The sequence below is a fragment of the Microbulbifer sp. ABF4_148 genome (assembly GCF_056158985.1).
On record NZ_JBSWUI010000001.1, the window covers coordinates 874,971 to 895,849 of the forward strand.

General features: G+C 60.4%; 23 protein-coding genes. 7 read left to right on the forward strand and 16 right to left on the reverse strand.

What is annotated here, in order from left to right; translation table 11 throughout:
* Position 1 precedes the first annotated feature (1 nt).
* The 9 genes from ACXAD0_RS03825 to ACXAD0_RS03865 all read right to left on the reverse strand — a co-directional run bounded on the left by ACXAD0_RS03825 (position 2) and on the right by ACXAD0_RS03865 (position 8,499).
* Positions 2-703, reverse strand: coding sequence for a D-Ala-D-Ala carboxypeptidase family metallohydrolase (locus ACXAD0_RS03825; protein ID WP_475087026.1), 702 nt, complete (start codon positions 701-703; stop codon positions 2-4).
* A gap of 34 nt (positions 704-737) precedes the next feature.
* The gene (locus ACXAD0_RS03830; RefSeq protein WP_475087027.1) at positions 738-1,406 is read right to left on the reverse strand and encodes a hypothetical protein; all 669 of its coding nucleotides are present in this window, start codon (positions 1,404-1,406) and stop codon (positions 738-740) included.
* A 231-nt stretch (positions 1,407-1,637) separates the two neighbouring features.
* The gene (locus tag ACXAD0_RS03835; RefSeq protein ID WP_475087028.1) at positions 1,638-3,185 is read right to left on the reverse strand and encodes a phosphoenolpyruvate carboxykinase; all 1,548 of its coding nucleotides are present in this window, start codon (positions 3,183-3,185) and stop codon (positions 1,638-1,640) included.
* A 464-nt stretch (positions 3,186-3,649) separates the two neighbouring features.
* On the reverse strand, positions 3,650-4,528 hold the full coding sequence (gene hslO, locus ACXAD0_RS03840) for an Hsp33 family molecular chaperone HslO (protein WP_475087029.1): 879 nt from the start codon (positions 4,526-4,528) through the stop codon (positions 3,650-3,652).
* Between the two features lie 86 nt (positions 4,529-4,614).
* On the reverse strand, positions 4,615-5,088 hold the full coding sequence (locus tag ACXAD0_RS03845) for a DUF4124 domain-containing protein (RefSeq protein ID WP_475087030.1): 474 nt from the start codon (positions 5,086-5,088) through the stop codon (positions 4,615-4,617).
* 3 nt (positions 5,089-5,091) lie between these two features.
* Entirely contained in the window at positions 5,092-6,585 is a 1,494-nt protein-coding gene (locus tag ACXAD0_RS03850; RefSeq protein WP_475087031.1) for a S1C family serine protease, read from the reverse strand.
* A 128-nt stretch (positions 6,586-6,713) separates the two neighbouring features.
* On the reverse strand, positions 6,714-7,100 hold the full coding sequence (locus ACXAD0_RS03855) for an RNA-binding S4 domain-containing protein (protein WP_475087032.1): 387 nt from the start codon (positions 7,098-7,100) through the stop codon (positions 6,714-6,716).
* Positions 7,101-7,107: 7 nt separating this feature from the next.
* Positions 7,108-7,761 (reverse strand): GMP/IMP nucleotidase, encoded by a 654-nt coding sequence (gene yrfG, locus ACXAD0_RS03860; protein ID WP_475087033.1) that lies wholly within the window; start codon positions 7,759-7,761, stop codon positions 7,108-7,110.
* A 36-nt stretch (positions 7,762-7,797) separates the two neighbouring features.
* Positions 7,798-8,499, reverse strand: a complete 702-nt coding sequence (locus tag ACXAD0_RS03865) for a lysoplasmalogenase (RefSeq protein WP_475087034.1) — start codon at positions 8,497-8,499, stop codon at positions 7,798-7,800.
* A gap of 138 nt (positions 8,500-8,637) precedes the next feature.
* On the opposite strand from ACXAD0_RS03865, the gene cysK reads away from it, so the two are divergent.
* The 5 genes from cysK (at position 8,638) to ACXAD0_RS03890 (ending at position 11,851) form a co-directional block, all read left to right on the forward strand.
* Positions 8,638-9,555 carry a cysteine synthase A gene (cysK, locus tag ACXAD0_RS03870; RefSeq protein ID WP_475087035.1) on the forward strand — a complete coding sequence of 306 codons (918 nt, stop codon included), beginning with the start codon at positions 8,638-8,640 and terminating at the stop codon, positions 9,553-9,555.
* Between the two features lie 105 nt (positions 9,556-9,660).
* On the forward strand, positions 9,661-10,485 hold the full coding sequence (gene cysQ / locus ACXAD0_RS03875) for a 3'(2'),5'-bisphosphate nucleotidase CysQ (RefSeq protein WP_475087036.1): 825 nt from the start codon (positions 9,661-9,663) through the stop codon (positions 10,483-10,485).
* Between the two features lie 87 nt (positions 10,486-10,572).
* Positions 10,573-10,803 carry a hypothetical protein gene (locus ACXAD0_RS03880; protein WP_475087037.1) on the forward strand — a complete coding sequence of 77 codons (231 nt, stop codon included), beginning with the start codon at positions 10,573-10,575 and terminating at the stop codon, positions 10,801-10,803.
* A 118-nt stretch (positions 10,804-10,921) separates the two neighbouring features.
* Positions 10,922-11,191, forward strand: a complete 270-nt coding sequence (locus ACXAD0_RS03885; protein WP_475087038.1) for a type II toxin-antitoxin system HicB family antitoxin — start codon at positions 10,922-10,924, stop codon at positions 11,189-11,191.
* Positions 11,192-11,278: 87 nt separating this feature from the next.
* Complete coding sequence (locus ACXAD0_RS03890; protein ID WP_475087039.1) at positions 11,279-11,851, forward strand: outer membrane beta-barrel protein; 573 nt, start codon at positions 11,279-11,281, stop codon at positions 11,849-11,851.
* Positions 11,852-11,861: 10 nt separating this feature from the next.
* On the opposite strand, the gene ACXAD0_RS03895 is transcribed toward ACXAD0_RS03890, so the two are convergent.
* From ACXAD0_RS03895 to ACXAD0_RS03925, 7 genes are read right to left on the reverse strand one after another with little or no spacing between them, the layout of a single operon-like run.
* A complete protein-coding gene (locus ACXAD0_RS03895; protein WP_475090302.1) occupies positions 11,862-13,214 on the reverse strand; it encodes a DUF58 domain-containing protein in 1,353 nt (450 codons plus the stop codon).
* Positions 13,214-14,224 carry an AAA family ATPase gene (locus ACXAD0_RS03900; RefSeq protein ID WP_475087040.1) on the reverse strand — a complete coding sequence of 337 codons (1,011 nt, stop codon included), beginning with the start codon at positions 14,222-14,224 and terminating at the stop codon, positions 13,214-13,216. Before ACXAD0_RS03900 ends, ACXAD0_RS03895 begins: the two co-directional genes overlap by 1 nt.
* Complete coding sequence (locus ACXAD0_RS03905) at positions 14,221-15,552, reverse strand: DUF4350 domain-containing protein (RefSeq protein WP_475087041.1); 1,332 nt, start codon at positions 15,550-15,552, stop codon at positions 14,221-14,223. The genes ACXAD0_RS03900 and ACXAD0_RS03905 overlap by 4 nt, the downstream gene beginning before the upstream one ends.
* Entirely contained in the window at positions 15,542-17,155 is a 1,614-nt protein-coding gene (locus ACXAD0_RS03910; protein ID WP_475087042.1) for a DUF4129 domain-containing protein, read from the reverse strand. The genes ACXAD0_RS03905 and ACXAD0_RS03910 overlap by 11 nt, the downstream gene beginning before the upstream one ends.
* Positions 17,145-18,125 (reverse strand): stage II sporulation protein M, encoded by a 981-nt coding sequence (locus ACXAD0_RS03915; protein WP_475087043.1) that lies wholly within the window; start codon positions 18,123-18,125, stop codon positions 17,145-17,147. The genes ACXAD0_RS03910 and ACXAD0_RS03915 overlap by 11 nt, the downstream gene beginning before the upstream one ends.
* Positions 18,126-18,129: 4 nt before the next feature.
* Positions 18,130-18,807, reverse strand: a complete 678-nt coding sequence (locus ACXAD0_RS03920) for an RDD family protein (RefSeq protein ID WP_475087044.1) — start codon at positions 18,805-18,807, stop codon at positions 18,130-18,132.
* Positions 18,808-18,833: 26 nt separating this feature from the next.
* Positions 18,834-19,610, reverse strand: coding sequence for a hypothetical protein (locus ACXAD0_RS03925; RefSeq protein ID WP_475087045.1), 777 nt, complete (start codon positions 19,608-19,610; stop codon positions 18,834-18,836).
* 235 nt (positions 19,611-19,845) lie between these two features.
* On the opposite strand from ACXAD0_RS03925, the gene ACXAD0_RS03930 reads away from it, so the two are divergent.
* Positions 19,846-20,451 carry a DUF2939 domain-containing protein gene (locus tag ACXAD0_RS03930; protein ID WP_475087046.1) on the forward strand — a complete coding sequence of 202 codons (606 nt, stop codon included), beginning with the start codon at positions 19,846-19,848 and terminating at the stop codon, positions 20,449-20,451.
* A complete protein-coding gene (locus tag ACXAD0_RS03935; RefSeq protein ID WP_475087047.1) occupies positions 20,438-20,815 on the forward strand; it encodes a DUF2237 family protein in 378 nt (125 codons plus the stop codon). Before ACXAD0_RS03930 ends, ACXAD0_RS03935 begins: the two co-directional genes overlap by 14 nt.
* Positions 20,816-20,879 lie beyond the last annotated feature (64 nt).

A 20,879-nucleotide genomic window follows, 5' to 3' on the forward strand; every position in this document is an offset into this window, starting at 1 on the left:
CTTACCAGCTGCGAAACCCGCAGGTGTCTACATGGAAGCGAATACCGCGGTAGATACCCAGCCCCATATTCCAGCGGCGCCCGGCACGCTGGTGGATGCCGCGCAGGATGGGTACCAGGTCTTTGCGCTTGAAGTCGGCGATGGGCACCATATCGAGCCCGCAGAAATGCATGTGCTTACTGCGCCGCGAGCCGCCTGCCTGTGCGTTGTATTCGTGTGTGCGCCAGCCGGACAGCACATAAACATCGCCAATTTTGGGGATCACCTCCTGCTGTAAGACCTTCAGGGTGTTCACCATGGCCGGCCACTGGTTTTCCGGTGGAATCGCAAAGGGTGGCTGGTCGATTTTCTGCCAGTCGCTGCCCTGGCGCAGCAGCGCCATGGGAGGGACGACCTTGTCGACTTTGTTTTTTTGCAGGAAGTTCTCCAGCTTGGCAAAGGTCTCGCGGTTGGTGCCCTCGCTGAGGAACTCATCGAATGCCCGCTCAGATGCGGCGGGGTAGCCTTTGATCTTGTACATCAACGGCTGGGGCCGATACTCGATGGGGGTGACAACGCGCTCGGCAAACTCCCGCACCTTATCCACTGTCAGCACCACCAGAATGATGGTGCCCACCAGTACCAGCCCGGCAATCCACAGGGCGCGTCGGCGTTCGATGTGGATATCGTAAAACGCGTGGTCCGGGGTTTCCTTGATGTCCATGACGGCCCTCACTCAGCGCAGCAGGCGTGCGCAATTACCAGGTGCGAAACCCGCAGGTATCGATATGGAAGTGGACGCTGCCGAAGATGCCCAGCCCCATGTTGCTGGCTGGCCCCAGGCGCGCGTGCAAGCTGCGGAGCTCTTCGAGCAGCTCCTTGCGACTGATATTTGAGGCGGGTACCAGATCTACACCGCAAAAGTCACTGTGGTGGGTATCCAGTTTGCCTTCCCGCCGGCGCTGGTAGTTATCCGTATGAAACCCGGAGAGCACAATCACCGGGCCGATGGCCGGTTGAAGATGATCGCGTACCAGCGTGAGTGTCTCGACAATGCTGTCCCAGCGACTGCGCGGCGGCATGGCGAACGGCGGCAGGTTGAGGTCGAGCCACTGCGGCCCCTGGCGCAACAGGTCCTCCACCGGGACCACGTCGGCAACGCCGCGCTGGTCGAGGAAATCCTTGAGTTCCGCCACCTCGGCCCGGCGGTCACCATGGCGTAAAAACTCCTTGAGGGCGGCCGGAGTCGCGACGCGATAGCCCTTGATGCGCTCGTAGGGCTGTTCCAGCGATTTCAGGTACAGGAACAACCACAGGCCGCCAACCAGCGCCATCAGCATCAGGGTGAGGCCGGTAATCACCAGCCGGTTGACGTTCTTTCCCCGCGGATCGACGGGGCGAAAAAAGAAGGGTGTGCCTTGAACCATGGAGATGATCGCGCTGCCTGTGAATCCAGTCGCCTGACAGGCGCTGACGAAGCGTAGCGGCGCCTGTTCCTTTCACTATAGACGCTGGATGCTTCCAGGCCGGGGCTCTTTCCGGCCGACAGGTCACCGCCGGGATGACGGTCGACTGTGATCTTGAGGGGTGCGCCAAAACGGCAAAAAAAAGCCCCCGGGGCTCGCACCGCGGGGGCTCATACAGGGATTCTGTCAGAATCAGGCTTTGGGGCCAGCGTCCTTGACCGCATCGCTGACGCTGAACTTCTCGATGTTCTCGTTGAACAGCTTGGCCAGCTTGCCGGCCTGGTCGTCGTAGGCGGCTTTGTCGGCCCACGCTTCGCGCGGGTTCAGGTAGGCCTTGTCGACGCCCGGTACTTCAACCGGAATATCCAGGTTCAGCGCATCCAGGTGCTCGGTCTCGACACCTTCGAGTGCGCCGCTCTGGATAGCCGCGATCACCGCGCGGGTCACCGGAATCGGGAAGCGCTTGCCGTTGTCACCGGAGCCACCGGTCCAGCCGGTGTTGACCAGGTAGACCTTGGAGCCGAAGTCCTCGATCCGCTTCATCAGCAGGTCGGCGTATTCACGCGGCGCGCGCGGCATGAACGGCGCACCGAAGCAGGTGGAGAAAGTCGGGTGGATGCCCGCCTCTGCGCCCAGTTCGGTGGAGCCAACACGCGCGGTGTAGCCGGACAGGAAGTGGTACGCAGCGGCTTCCTTGGACAGGATGGAAACCGGCGGCAGAACACCGGAAACGTCACAGGTCAGGAAGATGACGTTCTTCGGCTCACCGGCACGGTTCTCCAGCTGACGCATTTCAACGTGCTCCAGCGGGTAGGAGCAGCGGCCGTTTTCGGTCAGACTGGTGTCGTAGTAGTCGGCAGTGCCGGCGGCATTGGTGACCACGTTCTCCACGATGGCGCCGAAACGGATCGCGTCCCAGATTACCGGCTCGTTTTTCTGGCTCAGGTTGATGGTCTTGGCGTAGCAGCCACCCTCAACGTTGAATACACCGCCCTTGGCCCAGCCGTGCTCGTCATCACCAATCAGGTAACGCTCGGGATCAGCAGACAGGGTGGTTTTACCGGTACCGGACAGGCCGAAGAACAGGCATACGTCACCGTCTTTGCCCACGTTGGCAGCGCAGTGCATCGGCATCACGTCTTTTTCCGGCAGCAGGAAGTTCTGGACGGAGAACATGGCCTTTTTCATCTCACCGGCGTAACGCATGCCGGCGAGCAGGACCTTGCGCGCAGCAAAGTTAATAATCACTACGCCTTCGGAGTTGGTGCCGTCGCGCTCTGGCTCGCACACAAAGTTCGGCGCGTGCAGGATGCGCCACTCTTCCTTGCCTTTCGGGTTGTAGTTTTCGGCGCGGATGAACATGTTGCGGGCAAACAGGGTGTGCCAGGCAGTCTGGGCGGTCACCACAACCGGCAGGTAGTGATCTTCGTCCTGGCCAACGTGCAGTTCCTGCACAAAGCGATCGGACCCTTCGACAAAGGCTTCGACTCGATCCCACAGGGCGTCGAACTTGTCCTGGGGGAAGGGGCGGTTTACTGCACCCCAGGCGATGCTGTCACTGGTGGAAGGCTCTTCCACCACAAAGCGATCTGCCGGAGAGCGGCCGGTGCGCTCACCGGTCTCGGTCACCAGGGCACCGGTGTCGGACAGCTTGCCTTCACCCCGTACCAGAGCCTGTTCAACCAATTGCGACGTTGCGAGATTCTTCAGTACCTGCGCCGTGTCGTCGATCTGTGCCATTCGTCGATTACCCGTGAAAGTCGTGTGTAAATCAGTGTAGAGCTCTGGCACATCACGCCAGAGACCAAAATTCGCGCGCATTATTACAGAGTTCAATAGGGGGGCATAGCGGGATTGGCTGAAAAACACTCAATGACAGCGGTGTCATGCAAAAATATGCGCCACTACATAAATTTCGCGGATTATGTAGTAAAACTACATTCATTTGACTAATTTTAGTGAATCAGAGCGTGAATATTGGTCCTGGCGGCCAGCCCGATAGATGTCGGAGGCGAGCGGGAAGTTCGGGCGGACGACAGGCTGGTGACACCGCGCGCGGCGAGCACGTCGTGCGCGCACTGGGACGGATGCGGTGTGCAAGGATTGCGGGCGAGAGGGTGGTGGATGGTGGGCGAGAGAGTGGATGGCGGGCATGCCACCCGCGAACGTGACGGGCGGGGCGCAGCGCCCCGCCCGGGGAAGGATCAGTGCAGGGTGTGCGGCGGAGCGTTAAACAGGGACTCGACGTCGTCCCGGTTGAAGTCGTAGCGCGCGTTGCAGAACTGGCAGTCGGCGACGATATTGCCCTGCTGTTCTTCCAGCAGCTTGTAGACCTCTTCCGGCCCCATCGCCATCAGCGCGCGGGCGCTGCGCTCCCGCGAGCAGCTGCACTTGAAGCGAATGTTGGCGGTGCCCAGCCGTGCCGGCTGCATTTCATGGAACAGGCGCAGGATCAGCTGGTCGTGGGGTAACTGGTGCAGTTCTTCCGCGGTGACGGTGGCCGCCAGGTGCTGGGCGGTTTCCCAGGCGTCGCGGTTGTCTTCCTCGCTGGCGGCATTATTGCCCGGCAAGATCTGCAGCATAATTCCGCCGACGGTATCCGGGCTGGATTCCAGCCAGAAGCGCGTCGCCAGCTGTTCGGACTGGGTGAAGTAGTCCTCGAGACACTCCGCCAGGGTTTCCCGTTCCAGCGGCACGATCCCCTGGTAGCGCTCGCCGCGCTCGGGCTCGACAGTGATCGCCAGTGCGCCGCGGTTGCCAACCAGGTCGCGCAGGGTGGCACCTTCCGGGATATCCACGCCTTCCGCCATTTTGGCGATCCCGCGCAGGTCACTGTGATGGGTGCATTCTGCCAGCAGCAGGGGCACCGGTCCCTCGCCGCGCGCCTGCAGCGCGAGCAACCCGTCAAACTTGAGGGTGGTGGAAAGCAGGCAGGCCGCGGCGAGAAATTCACCGAGGAGCTGTGCCACGGCAGGCGGTAGCTGGTTATTTTCCAGGATGTCCCGATAGGTGTCGGTCAGGGTGACCACCTGCCCGCGAATATCGTGGTTGGAAAAAATAAAGCGTTCCAGCTGGTCGGACATGGGGGATTTGCCTCGGCAGAAAAACGCGGAATTCTAGTGCGGTTGCCGCCGTAATAAAACCGCCCGGTGATGGCCGGGCAGACTCGTCAGCCACAGCGCTGGTGTATGGTCACCCGCAGGGCGTCGGCCCGGCGCTGCCGCTCTTTCTCGGACACGGTGTACTCTTTTCCCTGCGCGTCGACATAGTACACAGGGCCTTCGAGTATGCGGAGCTGGTGGCGTGCCTCTTCGCAGGTTTGCTGCCAGCGCTGCTGTTGTGCCTTGACCTGCTGTTGCTCGGCCCGGCGACGTTCACGGTAGGCGCGGTCGAGCGCGGCCTGACGACTGCCCGCCTGGGCACTTTTGCCAGCGGTACGCGCAGCACCGTTGCTGTCAGAAGTATTGATCGGCTTCAGTTCTGTCCCGACGTTTTCGGCGCTGGCCTGGTTGGGCGGCCGGTCGCCGAAGTGGACCTGTCCGTTCTCATCCACCCAGCGATACATCTCACTGGCGCAAACCATGCTGGTCGCGCCGACAATGACCGCGCAGAACACCCAGCGCAGGGTGGCGGCAGTGGCCATGGATCAGCTGTCCTTGTCCGCGGCGAGGTTGGTAAACAGGCCCGGCGAGTGTCGCTGCGGGATGTGATAGGTCTGCAGGATCTGCGGCTCCTGCTCGCGCGCACTCGCAGCGTCGAGCACCATGCGATAGCCGGAGCGATCGCGCAGTTCAATGAAGCCCTGTTGGTTGCTCTCCATCAGCTGGGCAAATTCGTCAAAATCCGCCACATCCTTGCCGTTTACCGAATCGATAATCCAGTTCTTCCAGTCGTGGTATCCCAGATTGACGCCCGCCGGCAGGACCTTGAGTGCGACCACCAGCTCGCGACGGTCTTTTTCGACCCAGCGATTGCGCGCATACAGGTATTCGATCGGCGCCTTGGAGTGCCAGTTGTTGCCCCAGCGCTTGATCAGGTTCATGTTCAGCGGCACAAAAACGACACCACCGTAGATGTAGTAGCGCGGACGCTGGTCGTACTGCTCGCTCAGCACCAGCGAGCGCGAGGGGGGGGGTGCGGCCAGCTGTATCTTCGCGGTTTGTTCCTCGCCATTGCGCGAGAAACGCACCGGCAGGAAGTCGCCCACGTGATACTGGTCTACGGCATAGTGGTAGTTGGTGCGCTGGTTCTTACGCCACTCCACCGTGCGATCCGCAGCGATCTCGAGGCCGTCTACCTCGAGCAGCACGTCGCCGGGCTGCAGCACCTGGGCTGCCGGGGAATCCTCAAATACTTTCACCACCAGCGCGCCGTCCTGGTCGGGCTCGAGGCCGGCGGCGGCCTTCATCGCCGGACTTTCCATGCTCTGGGTGACTGCACCCAGCTCGGGGAAGCCCTGGTGGACGCCGTCTTCGGCATCGCGCAGCACATGGCGAACGACACTGGGCGGGACGAAATACCCGAGATTTTCAGCACTCTGGTTGGTCTGCATGGCGACGCCGACAATGCGCCCGTCAGAGATCACCGGGCCACCGCTGTTACCGGGATTGATGGCGGCGTCGATCTGCCCCGCCATCAGGTAGCTTTCGGCATGGGCGTAGTACTGGTGCTCCATGCGCGACAGCACGCCGCGGGTAATCGACAGCGACTTGCCACCGATGGGATAGCCATACACGGTGACTTCTTCCTGCAGCTCCGGCAGCTCTCCCAGTGTCAGTGGGCGGGTGTCGTCAAAGAAGCTTTCGTCGTCCACGGTCAGCAGTGCGAGATCGGCGGCGTGGGAAACAAACTGCACCTGGGCGCGGAATTTCTGCGCGTCGCCATGACGCTGGACCTGAATAAAACTGCCATTGGCGACCACGTGGGCGTTGGTGAGGATGCGCTCACCCTCGATAACGGCGCCGGAACCGGACAGCTGTTTGGGGTTCAGTAGCGCCCACGGATTGAAATAATCCGGCGCTGCCGCCGTGGTGTAGATCTTGATGATGGAGCGCTTGAGCTGCTCGTGTTCGCGGTTGTCCGCCGCGGCCGGTTGCCACAGCAGCAAGAATAAGGAGGCTAGGGCGAGGAATCTGGTCATTGTTGTTACTTGTCCCGTTTTCATCGGCCGGTGGCGAGCAAAGACTTCGTCACCGGATCAGCCATTGGTAATGCGTTCGGCCAGTTTAGCAGCAGAACCGTCGCCGGTGTCCCGCAGGCTGCACCGGTTCAGTCGTTGTCGCCACCCTCGCGCAGGAAGCGATGAATCTGGCGTCGCTGCTTCTTGTTGGGGCGCTCGCTGTGGATGCCAGCATGGCTGGCCTTGCGTTCGGCCGCCTCGCGCTCCCGCCGGGCCTGGCTGGCCTCGGTTTCACGGTACAGGGTGCGCGCGATGTCGGCACCGCGCCGCTGGTCGGAGAGGGCCAGCACCTCGACTTCGAGCTGGTCCCACCCCTGGCGCAACGTCAGGGTCAGTCCGGTCGTGATTTCCTTACTGGCTTTCACGCGCTGGCCGTCCAGGTGTACTTTGCCGCCTTCGATCGCCTGCTTGGCGATGCTGCGGGTCTTATAGAACCGTGCGGCCCACAGCCACTTGTCGATACGTACCTTGTCCATCAGGAGATCACAGCGCCAGCAGCTCTTCGAAGTGGTGAATTGCCAGGAAGTCGCCGATGTCGCGCGGCGGCTTGCGGCTGTCGGGCTGTCGAATACAGACCAGGTGGGCAATGCCAAAGTCCCTGGCGGCCGACAGCACCTGCTGGTTGTCGTCGACAAACAGGGTGCGCTGGGGGTCAAACTGCACGGTTTCCTGCAGGGCCTCCCAGAAAAACGCGCTTTCCTTGGCGTGCTGCAGGTCGTGTGAGGAAATCACCCCGTGCATCCAGCGGTCGATACCGGTCTTTTCCAGTTTGTGCTCGAGCCCGGTCGGGTGTGCATTGGTCACCAGCAGTACGTGTTTCTCGAGCTGGTGCAGGGCCTCCAGGAATGCCTGGGTCTGCGGGCGCAGGGCGATGCGATCCTCGATCTCCCGCAGTACGGCGGGGATATCCAGACCGAGCTCCTGTGACCAGAAGTTCAGGCAGTACCACTCGAGGGTACCGCGGCGCGCGTCGATTTGCTCCTTGAGCTGCACCTCGGCTTCCGCCAGTGACAGGCCGTGGGTCTCCGCATAGCGCTGCGGCAGATGGGTAAACCAGAAGTGATTGTCGTAATGCAGGTCGAGCAGGGTGCCGTCCATGTCCAGCATCACCGTGTCGACTTTGTGCCAGTCCAGCATGTTGGCGGTAACCTCGGGGGAGTGCGGGGGTGGCTATTATGCCCGCGCGCGGCGCAGCCCGTACAGCAGCATCAGCTGGGCGAGATAGTAGGTCACCATGATCGCGGTACCTGCCAGCGGGACCGGGGCGAGGAACCGGTTCACGCCGATCAGCGCGTCGCTCAGCATAAAGCACAGGGCGCCTGCCAGCAGGAGCCCGGAGCGCCCCCGATGCGCCGCGGCGGCCAGTGCCATGGTCAAGATCGCCATGAGGTAGGCGCCTACCGCCGGTGCGAGTTCGCCGGCGGCGGGCAACAGCATCTGGGCGAGACCCACGGCGGCCAGAATGATGGGCAGTCCGCGCAGGCCAAACCGAACCGTGCGAAAGTCGGCACGGCTGAGGAAATTGATCGCATACACCAGCTGGGCGACCAGGAAGGCCCCCAGGCCAAAGACAAAATGGTTGTGGAAGGGGGTGGCCAGCAGAATATCGCCCAGTGCAGAAAACAGCAGGGCGACCAGCGCCAGGGTGCGTGTCGCGCCCTGCAAGAGGCGCAGTGCCAGCCAGCCGAGCACAGCGATCGGGGCCGCTTTCAGGGTCGCCATGGCCGGTCCAGAGATGCCGATCAGGTCCAGCGCGATGTAGGCCAGCGCCAGCGCGGCGAACAGCGGCAGCCCCAGATGCGTTGATAGGTGCCTACTAGTGGCGCGCGCTTCATTCTCTCGGATGGGGGTGGCGTCTGCCGTGTTGTGCGTCATGGCGTTTCTCGCGAATTTCTTGTATTTGTAAGGACTGCTCGGCTGCCAAAGGCAAACTGACCGCCAGTATAACAACTGCGCCGCCGGGGCTTGTGATCATCCAATATTCCGCACCGAACAACAGGGAGAGCTCGGTCCATGAAAGCCAACAATATTCTCGACACCATTGGTAATACCCCGCATGTGCGGCTCAATCGCCTGTTCCGTGATGATATCGAAGTCTGGATGAAGGTAGAGCGCTTCAACCCCGGCAGCAGTATCAAGGACCGCATCGCGGTTTCCATGGTCGATGCAGCGGAAAAGAGCGGTGCCCTGCAGCCCGGCGGTGTGATTATCGAGCCGACCTCGGGCAACACCGGTATCGGCCTTGCGATGGTCGCCGCGGTTCGTGGTTACCGGTTGATCCTGGTGATGCCGGAATCCATGTCGGTGGAGCGCCGCAAGATCATGAAAGCCATGGGCGCAGAGCTGGAGCTGACCCCCAAGGAGAAGGGCATGCCGGGCGCCATCGCGCGCGCCGAGGAGCTGATGTCCCAGCACGACAATACCTGGATGCCGCAGCAGTTCCAGAACCCTGCCAATGTCAGCGTCCATCGCCAGATAACCGCCAGGGAGATTCTGGAGGATTTCCCCGAGGGGCTCGATTACATGATCACGGGCGTTGGTACCGGTGGGCATATCACCGGGTGCGCGCAGCGGCTCAAAGAAGATTTTCCCGAACTCAAAGTACTGGCAGTAGAGCCGGAAAAATCTGCGGTGATCAGCGGTTGCGAGAAAGGACTGCATCGCCTGCAGGGTATTGGTGCCGGGTTTGTTCCCGACATTCTGGATCGCGAATGTCTCGACGGTACCGTGCAGGTTTCTGAAGAGGACAGCTTTGAAATGGCGCGCCAGTGTGCACTCAAAGAGGGAATTTTCGTGGGTATTTCGTCGGGCGCCAGTCTGGCTGCGGTCAAGCTGGTTGAGCACGATATGCCGGCGGGCAGCCGTGTGCTGGTATTCAGTTACGATACCGGTGAGCGCTATCTCTCCATCGAAGACCTCTTCCTCGCCTGATCCTGTCGCGGAATTCGCTCTGGCGGCGGGCATTCCCGTGCCCGTGGCCATGGCGCTGTCACGCTAGCGGCGTATAATCCTCCCCCTTAAGAATTAGGGGGATTTATGGATAAGGAACTTCTCGAAAGCGTCATCAGCATATCCAAAACGGCCGGGGAAGCGATCCTCGAGGTGTATCACCAGAATGCCGAACTTGAGGTGGACACCAAGGCCGACGACTCTCCGGTGACCGCGGCTGATCTGGCCGCCCACGCGATCCTGGCACCCGCGCTCGCCAAGCTGATCGACGGGGTCCCGGTCTTGTCCGAAGAAGATGCCATGCCGGCATTTGAACAGCGCAGCCAGTGGCAGCGTTACTGGATCATTGACCCGCTGGATGGCACCAAGGAATTCATCCGTCGCAATGGCGAGTTCACGGTCAACGTCGCATTGATCGAAAACGGCGAGCCGGTACTCGGTGTTGTGCATGTGCCGGTGCTGGATATCACCTATGCCGGTTGCAAAGGACTCGGTGCGTTCAAGCGCACTGCGGAAGGTGAATCCGCCATTCAGGTGCGAGCCATGGCGCCGCGGCTGGCATCCGGTGAGCCGGTGGAACTGGTGGCGAGCCGCAGTCATGGAGCGGGCGCAGTCGATGCCCTGCTGTCGCGTATTGAGAGCACGCTGGGGCAGACCGGTCTGAAAAACATGGGCAGTTCGTTGAAGTTGTGCCTGGTGGCCGAAGGCGCCGCAGATCTGTATCCACGCCTGGCGCCCACTTGTGAGTGGGACACCGCTGCGGCGCAGGCCGTGGTCGAGGCAGCCGGTGGCATTGTGGTTGATGACCAGTTTGAACTGCTGCGTTACAACCAGAAGGACTCGTTGCTCAATCCGTTTTTCTACGTGATTGGCGATCCTTCCTATGACTGGAAGGCGCTGCTCAACGCCTGAGCGCAATAGGTAACCTGGGCTAGACTGAACTCTGGGGCCGGTGCGACAACCCGTCTGGCCCGAGATGTTCATGCCCGAGGTACCTTGATGGCAAATCAGTCCCGTTCCCCTTCTCAGGCGCCCGCCCGTTCGCACGTCAATATCGATCATTCTGAAACCCGGCGACTGCGGGAGCAGTTACAGGAAGAAATACGCTGGCTACAGCGGCAGCTTGAGGAAGTGCGTAGCTCGGGTTCTTCGTTGGATATGTCTTTGGTACAAACCTATCGGGAAATGATCTTCTGTCGCCGCGCAATGCTCGGACGTATCCCGCGCTGATGACGATGGATGGGATTTCTCTCCGCCGTACGCACGCCGATTTTTCCACGCCAATCGTCCCGCAAAAAAAGTAAACCCGTCTACCCTTTGGGAGTTCACCTAATAAGAGTAACTTCCGATGCGCTATCCGGTGGTCGTCCACAATATCGAGTATGCCGGCTACGGTGCCATTGCACCGGACCTGCCACACTGCCAGTGCCATGCAGAAACCCTCGACGAGACTCTGCAAAAAATGGCGTCGACGATCTTGCAACGTCTGGAAGATTTGCAAGCGGCGGGTGAAGAGCCTCCCGTTCCCACAGATATCGATCTGCTGAAAAAAAATCCCGCGTTCGAGGGCGGGCGATGGGCGATTATTGACGTTGAATCCTCGCAGTTTTCATCCTGACCCAGATTGAATCCGGTTGTTGGTGATGCGTGGCGTGGGTGGATTCCCGCGCTGCGCGGCGAAGTTGAATTTCCAAGGAAGGTGGTTATGAAAAAAATTCTGTTGGCATTCATCATGATGTCTGCCGCGGTGCCGGTGGTTGCGCAGTGGAATAACCCGATTGAGCAGATTTGCCTGGGCGAGTACCAGGTGGTGGGCACCCTTGGCGTCGGGACTGGCGAACTGCAGATCAACCGGGATAACGATACGTTCGGATACGCCAGCATTGGCATTTCACCCGCGCTGGGTGTGTGGCAAGCGGAGCTGCGCTATTCCAAATTCGAAGACGAAGGGATCGATATTGACCAGTACGGGGTGAACTTCAAAGTGGACTTCACGCTCAACTGTGAAGTGCAGTGCCTGTACTGGATGGCTGGCTGGAATTACGCCGAGTTCGATGTCTACAGCGTACGTCGGAACGACCTCCGCCTGATTGTGGATTATGACGGCAATGACAATTACTGGAATGCCGGGGTGGGCTATCGCTATCGCTGGACCAACAAGTTCGATACCTCGGTGGAATACAATTACAACGATGCCGGGCGCGTGGGCGATTTCGACATGGGCCACCTGCGTTCACTGACGGTGAACTTTGCCTATCGCTTTGGTTCCACCTACTGACGGTTCGCTGTTAGATCCGGCCACTGCGTTTCAGGCGCCAGTAACTCTCCACCAACGCATTGTGTAGCTGCGTTGGTGGGGCATCCACCACTTCTACATTACGCGCGCTCAAATGTTGCAGGAGACGACTGCGACGGCGGCTGAAATCTCGTGCGGCCGCCACATCCAGGGCGCCGTCAAAGTCCTTCACCGGCTGCTCCGCCGCACGGTCGATCGCGGTTTCCCGCAGGCAGGCCACCAGCACCAGATGGCGCCGTGACATCAATTGCACCGCTGCGAGCAATTCATCGCTGTCCTCGTCCCGTACGTTGGTCACCATAATGATCAGGGAACGCCGCGGGTGGTGGGCCATGAGTTGTTGTGCCGCGCCGCTGAAATCACTGTGTGCGGTACCGGAGTGCAGGTCGTACACATGGTTCAGCAACAGGTTGATACTGCCCTCTCCCTTAACCGGCGCTAACGTACCTCCCTCGGCACCCACACCCCGCGCAAAGGCCTGCAAGCCGACGGCATCACCCTGCTTTACCGCGACATAGGCCGACAGCAGCAGTGCATTGAGCGCGTGGTCGAAATGGCTCAGGTCTCCGTCCCGAGCCCGCATCCGGCGGCCACAGTCGAGCATGTAGATAATTTCCTGATCGCGCTCGTCCTGGTATTCCCGGCTGATCAGTTTGCGCATGCGCGCACTGGCACGCCAGTCGACTTGTCGCTGGCTGTCGCCGCGGCGGTATTCCCGCAGTTCGCGGAAGTCCATGCCCTCGCCGCGCCGCTGCTGCTGGTGAAGACCCAGATAGCGCAGGCTCTGCTCGGTGCTGAGCGCCTGCAGGGAGGAAATACCGAGGAAATTCGGGTAGACCTTGACCGTCTGAGCGCTGCCAATGTGCATCTGTCGCTGCCAAAGCCCCCACGGCGAGTCCGCCAGCACTTCAATGGCGCCGAACTGTGCCGGTCCGCGACGGTGTGGCGTGACCGCATACTGCACGTCCGCATGCTGCCCGGGCTGCAATGCGAGACGCAGCGGCAGATCGCTGGTGGCTAGTTGCGCCGGGTAGGCATCGTGAAGCCAGAGGCCGAGTGCGCGCGGCCCGTTGTTTTCGATGCGCAGGTCAACCTGGTTCTCGACCCCCAGCGCGAGGTTGCCGGGTAGCTGCCGCTGTCCGTCCAGGCCGCGTACGCGTGCCCCGGTTAACCCGTCCAGCAGTGCTGCGGTCAGCAGGAGTGCACCACTCAGCCACCAGAGCGTCGCCATCATGTCGGCGCCGTCCGACCACCAGACACGTGACGCACTGATTGCCAGTGCCGAGAAGCACCAGATTCCTAGCACGCGCACCAGGCGTGCGCTGGGTCGCAGCGGCAGGCGCATCACAGGCGCGGCGCCTCCACGGACTCAATGATTTGTGCGAGTACGCTGTCCGGTGTTTCGCCATCAATTTCCATATCCGGCGACAGGCCGATACGGTGGCGCATCACGGGAATCGCCATGCTTTTGACATCGTCCGGCAGGACGAAACTGCGTCCAGCGAGCAGTGCGTGGGCACGCGCCGCCTGAACCAGCCCGATACTTGCGCGCGGTCCTGCGGCGCGCCGCAGCTGCGCACTCTCGCGCGTCGCACGGACCAGCCGCACCGCATAATCGAGTACCTGCTGATCGAGCGACACCCGGGGCACCAGCGCCTGCAGTGTGCACAGGGCATCGATGCTCAACAGGGCCTTGGCGTCACTTTCCAGCCGCGCTTCGATCCTGCCGGCGCTCGCGGCATCCGCCAGCTGCAATTCCGCACTGTGGCTGGGGAAATCGATCAGGACTTTCAACAGGAAGCGGTCGAGTTCCGCCTCGGGCAGCGGATAGGTGCCCTCCTGCTCCACCGGGTTCTGGGTTGCCAACACCATAAATGGTTGGGGCACTGCCTGCGCCTCACCGTCGATGGTGACCTGGCGCTCCTGCATGACCTCGAGCAGAGCCGCCTGGGTTTTGGCCGGCGCCCGGTTGATTTCGTCCGCCAGCAGCAGGTTGGTGAAGACCGGTCCACGTCGCACTTCGAAGCGGCTTTCTGCCATGTTGAAAATGGCATGTCCGGTGACGTCCGCCGGCATCAGGTCGGCGGTAAACTGGATGCGCCGGAACTCTCCGCCGAAGCAATTCGCCAGCGCGCGCACCAGCAGGGTTTTACCGAGTCCCGGAACGCCTTCCAGCAGGACGTGGCCGGATGCCAGCAGGGAGATGACAACCTGGTCGACCACCGCTTCCTGGCCGATCAGCATCTGGTTGATGGTATCGCGGAGCTGCTGAAGTTTTGCCGCTGCAGCCTGCCAGTGTTCTTCGCTCACTTGGCGTGTGGTCGGTGCGGCTTGGGTGTCGGTGACGTCGTTCATAAGGCTGCCTCGATTCGCTGCAGATTGCGCATTCGTTCAGTGAACGCTTCCTCGGACTCGGGTGCGGGACCCCAGAGCGATTCGGCGATGGTCGTTTCTTTGATACCGGTGAGTGCCGACAGGCGTCGGCAGATCTGGCTGCGTTTCCCATTGTCGGCGTCGTTCGCCAGCGCATGGCTGTGCAGGCCGAGTCGGCGAAGTAGCGGTTCGGTGATACTGCGCAGCGCATCCGCGCAGTGGTCACTGCGCCAGTAATACTGTCCACTGGCGGATATATGTTCAGTCAGGGAGCGGCGTCCGGTCTCCGGAGTTGGCCTGGTGGGGCCGAAGCGGCGCGAGCGGAGCAACAACCAGGCCAGCAGGCAGATACCGCCGGCGAGCAAAAATTCGCGCACGTAGCGGTTGGCGAGTTCGCCCAGCGAAGCAAAATGGGGCCGGGTGATCAATACAAACTCACCGTAAGACGCCATCTCCCAGAGAAAGTAGGCGTGGTCGAACTGGCCAATACGCTCTGACTGCCAGAGCTTCTGGTCGGCCATCAGCGTGACAAGACCTTCGCCGTGTTCGAATTGCAGCAGCGGAACGCCATTGTCCTGGCTTTCGATGGTGGTCCAGTACGTTGGCTCGAATGCTGCCTGCTCGTCGTCGAACGTCGGGTGCCACAACAGATGGCGGGGATTGAAGTGCAGAACGTAATCCCGTTCACTGTGATCGCTTAGGGTCACCAGGTCTTCGGCGTCTACGTCCGGCTCACGTGGCTGTGTCGCCGGCTCGTCGCTACTGGCTGCTTCCGCAACATTCTCCGATTTGGCCCTTTCGTCGAGACGTCGATTGTATTCCCTGGCCAGTTCGCCCGCAGACTTGGGTTCTTCATCGAGCTCAAACTCATCCCCCAGCAAGTCTTTCAGCATGCCTTCAAACTCGACGATGCCGTCGCCCTTCACCACAGTGGTATCGAGGGTTTCGAGTAGCCAGTCGCGCTCGTCGTCGAAGGTGTTTTGCGCGATCACGATGGCATGACCACCGCTCGATACCCAGGCCAGCAGCTCATCCACACGATCGCTGTTATACACCTGACGGGAGCTGGCCAGCAGCAGGGTGTCTTCCGGCCCCAGCTCCGCGACAACGGAAATATTGTCGGCGCGCCGGGTGGCGATGGACGAGTCCTGCAGGAATTGTTCGGCGGCAAGGAACGGATTGCGTTGGGCCTCCGGGCTCCAGCCCAGGTCGACCTCTTCGGAGTAACGCTCGAAAAAGGTGAAAAACGCTGCGCCGGCAGCGACCACGAAGACGCCGGCCAGGCCAATGGCGATGCGTTTAGCGCTCATCGGTGAACACCTCCTGCCATTGATCGCACAGGGTTTGCAATTGCGAGCCGCTGGGCGGCCTGTGCGCATACGCCAACTGTTGCCAGGTGCCGGTCAGGCGATGGACAAAACTGGCGAGTTCGATCGCGGGTGGCTCCTGCTGTGCAGCGCGATGTTTGACCAGGCTGGCGCATTCGCTTTCGGTCAGGTGATCGCCGAAGTGGAATCCGAAGTGCTCGATCAAATGCGCCAGCGTCGCACGATACAAGAGACCAACGCTTGCGCGCTGCTCGCCGTCGCGCCACAGGGCCATGACCTCTGCACAGATATCTTCTGGCAGGGTTTCGGTACGCACATCGAGTCCAAACAGGGTTTCCGGAGCCTGGCGTACCGTTTTTTGGGTTTTGCGCCAGCGCAAGCTGTTGATCAGCGGCTCCCGGTAGCGCCACAGTCCGTAAACTACCAGGCCAATCAGGGCGATCCACAGCAGCAGCTCCAGCAGGGCGCCGATCACACTGCTCCAGCCAAAGCTGTCTCCAGTTTCCGCGGGATTGTTGTCGCTCGCCAGCCAGTCGAGTAGCCAGATAAGCCAATCGGGAATGCGCTCAAGATCCTCGGAATCCTCTGCCTCTTTCAGGCGCCAGCCACTGGTCATCTCAGTGCGGTGGAACGCATCACTCGCGAGAACTTGATCGATACGGTCACGAGCGTCTTGCGGCGACAGGACAGGGCCGCCGGCGGGTTCCCGCTGCAGGGTCTCACCGGCAGTTTCCGCCGGTACTGTCTCCTGGGCGACGGCCGGCGCGGGTGTGCTGCCCAAGCCGGTCAGCAGTGCTGCCAGCAATGCCAGCACGGCACCAGTGGGTGCGCGACGGCTGCGGGATTCCTGCTGCTCGCGTCGGGCGAGCAGGCGGCGAAACTGAATTTCGATATCCCAGCCTTCCAGTTCGATACGCCGGCCGATATACAGCATAAAGCCGGCACAGACGTAGAAGGGGCCGACCGCGGCCAGGACCAATACCGAAACCAGGTTGCCGATCCATGCCAGGGTGGTTTCCTGTTCGATAAACAGCGCCCAGCTCAATTCGACCTGTTCGGGGATCATCATCAGCACCAGGCCGGCGAAGCCGAACGACAGGAACAGCTCAATATGAACCGCAGTCAGGGTGAGCCAGGTCGCAGCGTTGGCATGATTGCGATGCAGGACGCCCAGTCGTGCGGAGCGCGCGCTACCGGAGCTTTGTTCAAGCATGGTGAGCGGCATATCGAAAGCACGGGTGGGGCTCAGTCGACGCCAGGTCAGCCAGGCAAACCAGTCGCGGCGATTCTGTGCGAAGAACTGGCGCAGCGCCGTACCCGCAGAGATTTTTTCTCCAAAGAGCGCCCGGCTGGCAACAAACAGTGGCAGGCGGTCGTAGACAGGCTTCAGCCACCACACCAGCAACATCGACCAGAGCGGCGATTCCCACCAGAACCAGTACGTCAGACCGAGCACCAACAGGGCAGGCAATAGCCACACGATAAACAGTGGCAGCCACAGGCGACGGGCAAGCGCGATGCCGAGATCGATCGATTCCCACGGTGAGCGCAGACGGGCATTGATAGCGAGTTGATCAAGCTGCACGGCGCACCTCTCCGCGGCCAGCCAGGACAAAATAGCCGATTACCAGTACCCACAAGGTGCCGCCGACTGCATATTTGACCATGGGCTCGAACCCGGTTGTCGAGGACCAGAACGCCTCGATAAAGGCAGCGACCACCAGCATCAGGAACACGCCGTACATAATCTTCATCGCCTCACCGGCGGCAATGCGCAGGGCGGTAACCCGGGTATGTCCGCGCGGATCCACCAGCGAGTGGCCGAGCATCAGTCCGGCAGCACCGGCCAGCACAATGGCGGTCAGTTCAAAGGCGCCGTGGCCTGCCACAAAGGAATAGAAAGTCGAAATGAACCCGACCCGGGTGATATGCCCGAACACCGCACCGATCACTACACCGTTAAACACCAGGAAAAAGATCGATCCCAGTCCAAAAGCCACCCCGCCGGCGAAGGTGCGGAAGGCAATGCCGATATTGTTGCGGATGTAATGTCCGAACATCTGCAGGTCGGTACCCGCATCGCGTTCGCGGCCCAGAACCCGATTGCTCGGGTCATACATCGATTCAAAATTGTTGACCTGCTCCGGTGACATCACGGCATAAATAATCGCATCGTCAAAATACGCGGCCAGACCAAACAGCAATCCCGGTACCAGGAACAGGGCCGTCGCGATCCACACGTAGGTAGACTGGGCGCGTACTGCGCGCGGGAAACCCGCCAACAGATACCAGAACCAGGTATTGCTGCGCAGGCCGCGCTGACGATAGAGCCGGTGGTGAGCGGACAGCACCAGGCGATTGAGCTTTTCCACCAGGGCGCTGGTGTACTGGCGCTCCTTGGCCATGGCCAGTTGCTGGCACAGGCTGCGGTATTCCGCCGGCAGGTCGAACGTTGGCGCATCATTGTCGTCGCGGCGCGTCGGCTTTTGCTGAAGCCAGTCATCGAGCCTGGCCCAGCTGTCCGCATAGCGCTGTTCAAAATCTCCCTGTCGCATGACGTCAGCCCCCCAGCAGCCAGCGGCCAATCGCGCGCAGGTGTTGTACGGCAGATTGCCCGGATTTACCCGTCACCGGTTGCAGCAGGTCTGCCAGCTCGCCCTGGCGGGCTTCGCTCAGGTCGTTATGGCGCTCGGTGAGACTGATGATGGCTCGCTGGTCTTCCAGCTGCAGCCCACGTGGCGGAGCCTTTGGCGCAACGTTGGGGAGGTGCATGTTGCGGTTTTTTTGTGGTTGATAGACCACCATGGTGCCTGCGGCAATATCACCCAGGCGCTGGAACTGGCGGCTCATGGTCATACTGATAATGCCACTGGCATAGAAAAATGGCAGGAAGTCCGCAAATCGCAGCAGGTTGCGTAGTAAAGAAGATCCCCAGGTGGCCGGGGTCAAATTGCTATTGATGACCATCAGTCCAAATGCTTTTTTGCCGGGGGTTTGCCCATTGCGGAGTACTTCAAAAAAAACCGGGTAAAACCACTCGAGCAGAAACGCGCACACGAGCCAGACACCGGTGCCAGCCTCGTCGGCGAAACTCAAGCCGATGGCCAGTGCGATCAGGATGAGGGTGCGATAAAAAAGATCAATGGCGTAGGCAAGGATGCGCGGCACAGGCCCGGCGGCCTGTGCGCGCAGATCAATACCCTCAGGGGTTTCGACATAATACGTGGTATCGAGCATCGGACCCCCGGGGTCAAGTAGGAAGATTAAGCGACGGCGGCTTCGCCGGCTTCTTCCGGGCCTGCGCCAAATGCACGACGGTACAGAACGCCGATGGTAATCAGTGCTAGAGGAATAGCCCAAATCAGGCCAATCAGCAGCGGCAGGGCGGCAACGATATAGATCAACAACAGAACGATCAGTAAGCCAAAGATGCTGAACCAATGTTTGGTCAAGCCTTTACGAGAAATCTCCATGGCTTTCCATGCGCCCACGCCTTTGTCGGCAATGACCGGGATGGCCAGCATATAGGATACGGCCAGATAAACGCCGGGCAAGATCAACAGCAGAAAGCCCAGGCCGACCAGAATGTTTACCAGCACAGTGCCGAGTACCAGCGGCAACATTTTATCGAAATGTGCAAAAACTTCGGTTGGAGAAACTTGCTCCTGACGAGCAGCTTTGACGCCGATCATCATGAGGCCGGCGCTCAGTGGTGCGATCGCAACGGTCACAATGAGCTGATGCAGCAGTGAAGAGGCGGAGTAGCCTGCGGATGCAGCTGCTTCCAGGTCAAACGGGTCGTAGCCGGTAATTACGCCAGCAATATAGGCGATTGCCAGATAGGCCACGACGAAAAGAATCAGTCCGAGCCAGATGGTACCCTTATTTCCCTTGGTCAAAGACCATGCTTCGCTGATGATGTTTCCAATGGAGGCGTCATAGTCACCAGCAAGACCCTTCTCGATAGAGCCAAAATCGCCTTTGCCTTCGGCATCTTCGCCGGTCAGCTTGGCTTCTGGGGCCTTGTAGATATCACTCATTGTCTAATCCTTGTTCATTATTGCTTGTTGGGACAGCGGAAATGGCCGGGACAGGCCTCTTCCTGCAAGCCCAGATTCCAGCAGTCAAATATCTCACAGAGCCCCAGTGCGAACAATCATGCGCCATTACGCGGCATCACAAGTGGCCCCAAATTTCAGTTTTTCCGATGGAGCAGGATAAACTGCCAGCCGGAAAGGCCAGCTCGGCCGGATTTCTGTTGCGGGACCTTGGTATATGACGCGCTGGCTATTTTCTGTACTGTTTGTGTTGCTGTTGGCAGCGGGTGCCTATCTGGCCCTGCCGTACTACGCCATTGGGCAGCTTGAGCATGCGGCGCAGGACAGAAGTACCACGCGGCTGAAGCAGTGGGTGGATTTTCCGGTGCTGCGGGATAATGTTGCGCACCGAATGCAGGCCGATCTGCGCATGTCGATGGGTAACATGCTGCCGCAAGAGCTCGATGAGTTGTTTGTCGCGGGCAGTAACCTGTTCCTGACACCGATCCTGCGCCAGCTGGTAACGCCGGATGGGGTTGCCGATGTCTTGCGCGGCGGTTCCGGCTTGCGCTCCCTGATGGATGAGCTGGAGCGCGAATTGGGGCAAATCGATCCCTCACTGGTGCCGGGGACCGATGGCAGTGGTGCCCGCACCGACTGGCATCGTCACCACTGGCAGTTTGTCGCGCTCGATGAAGTGGTGGCGGAATATGGTGGCAATCGCAGTGTAGAATTGCGCGCGACCCTGGCGCGGCAGGGTATGCGCTGGCGCCTGGTGGACCTGGAGTGGGTGACCGCGGCGGAGCAGTCAGATACGGAGGAGTCTCACAATGGAAATGGATAAATCAGTCAACGTGTTCGGTGACCCACTGGTGCCCTGCAGCAGTGATCCACTGACCGGTTTTTTTCGCGATAGCTACTGCAATACCTGTAGTCAGGATTATGGCTCCCATACAGTCTGCGTAGAGGTCACTGCGGAATTTCTGAACTTTTCCCGCGGCCGCGGTAATGATCTGTCTACGCCGGTAGAAGAATACGGGTTCCCGGGGCTCAATCCCGGCGACCGCTGGTGTCTGTGTGCGCAGCGCTGGCTGGAGGCACAGCAGGCGGATATGGCCCCGCGCGTGTTTCTTCAGCGTACCCATGTCCGCGCGCTGGAAATTGTACCGCTGGCGGTATTGCGCCAGTACGCTGCGGACCTGAATTGAGCGAAATTTTTATCGCCGCAAACAAAACGGCCACGCTATCTAGCGTGGCCGTTTTTTCTGCAGT

Coding starts and splice junctions, on each gene's coding strand:
- ACXAD0_RS03825 (WP_475087026.1), bottom strand. CDS start 703: ATGGACATCAAGGAAACCCCGGACCACGCGTTTTACGATATCCACATC.
- ACXAD0_RS03830 (WP_475087027.1), bottom strand. CDS start 1,406: ATGGTTCAAGGCACACCCTTCTTTTTTCGCCCCGTCGATCCGCGGGGA.
- ACXAD0_RS03835 (WP_475087028.1), bottom strand. CDS start 3,185: ATGGCACAGATCGACGACACGGCGCAGGTACTGAAGAATCTCGCAACG.
- hslO (WP_475087029.1), bottom strand. CDS start 4,528: ATGTCCGACCAGCTGGAACGCTTTATTTTTTCCAACCACGATATTCGC.
- ACXAD0_RS03845 (WP_475087030.1), bottom strand. CDS start 5,088: ATGGCCACTGCCGCCACCCTGCGCTGGGTGTTCTGCGCGGTCATTGTC.
- ACXAD0_RS03850 (WP_475087031.1), bottom strand. CDS start 6,585: ATGACCAGATTCCTCGCCCTAGCCTCCTTATTCTTGCTGCTGTGGCAA.
- ACXAD0_RS03855 (WP_475087032.1), bottom strand. CDS start 7,100: ATGGACAAGGTACGTATCGACAAGTGGCTGTGGGCCGCACGGTTCTAT.
- yrfG (WP_475087033.1), bottom strand. CDS start 7,761: ATGCTGGACTGGCACAAAGTCGACACGGTGATGCTGGACATGGACGGC.
- ACXAD0_RS03865 (WP_475087034.1), bottom strand. CDS start 8,499: ATGACGCACAACACGGCAGACGCCACCCCCATCCGAGAGAATGAAGCG.
- cysK (WP_475087035.1), top strand. CDS start 8,638: ATGAAAGCCAACAATATTCTCGACACCATTGGTAATACCCCGCATGTG.
- cysQ (WP_475087036.1), top strand. CDS start 9,661: ATGGATAAGGAACTTCTCGAAAGCGTCATCAGCATATCCAAAACGGCC.
- ACXAD0_RS03880 (WP_475087037.1), top strand. CDS start 10,573: ATGGCAAATCAGTCCCGTTCCCCTTCTCAGGCGCCCGCCCGTTCGCAC.
- ACXAD0_RS03885 (WP_475087038.1), top strand. CDS start 10,922: ATGCGCTATCCGGTGGTCGTCCACAATATCGAGTATGCCGGCTACGGT.
- ACXAD0_RS03890 (WP_475087039.1), top strand. CDS start 11,279: ATGAAAAAAATTCTGTTGGCATTCATCATGATGTCTGCCGCGGTGCCG.
- ACXAD0_RS03895 (WP_475090302.1), bottom strand. CDS start 13,214: ATGCGCCTGCCGCTGCGACCCAGCGCACGCCTGGTGCGCGTGCTAGGA.
- ACXAD0_RS03900 (WP_475087040.1), bottom strand. CDS start 14,224: ATGAACGACGTCACCGACACCCAAGCCGCACCGACCACACGCCAAGTG.
- ACXAD0_RS03905 (WP_475087041.1), bottom strand. CDS start 15,552: ATGAGCGCTAAACGCATCGCCATTGGCCTGGCCGGCGTCTTCGTGGTC.
- ACXAD0_RS03915 (WP_475087043.1), bottom strand. CDS start 18,125: ATGCGACAGGGAGATTTTGAACAGCGCTATGCGGACAGCTGGGCCAGG.
- ACXAD0_RS03920 (WP_475087044.1), bottom strand. CDS start 18,807: ATGCTCGATACCACGTATTATGTCGAAACCCCTGAGGGTATTGATCTG.
- ACXAD0_RS03925 (WP_475087045.1), bottom strand. CDS start 19,610: ATGAGTGATATCTACAAGGCCCCAGAAGCCAAGCTGACCGGCGAAGAT.
- ACXAD0_RS03930 (WP_475087046.1), top strand. CDS start 19,846: ATGACGCGCTGGCTATTTTCTGTACTGTTTGTGTTGCTGTTGGCAGCG.
- ACXAD0_RS03935 (WP_475087047.1), top strand. CDS start 20,438: ATGGAAATGGATAAATCAGTCAACGTGTTCGGTGACCCACTGGTGCCC.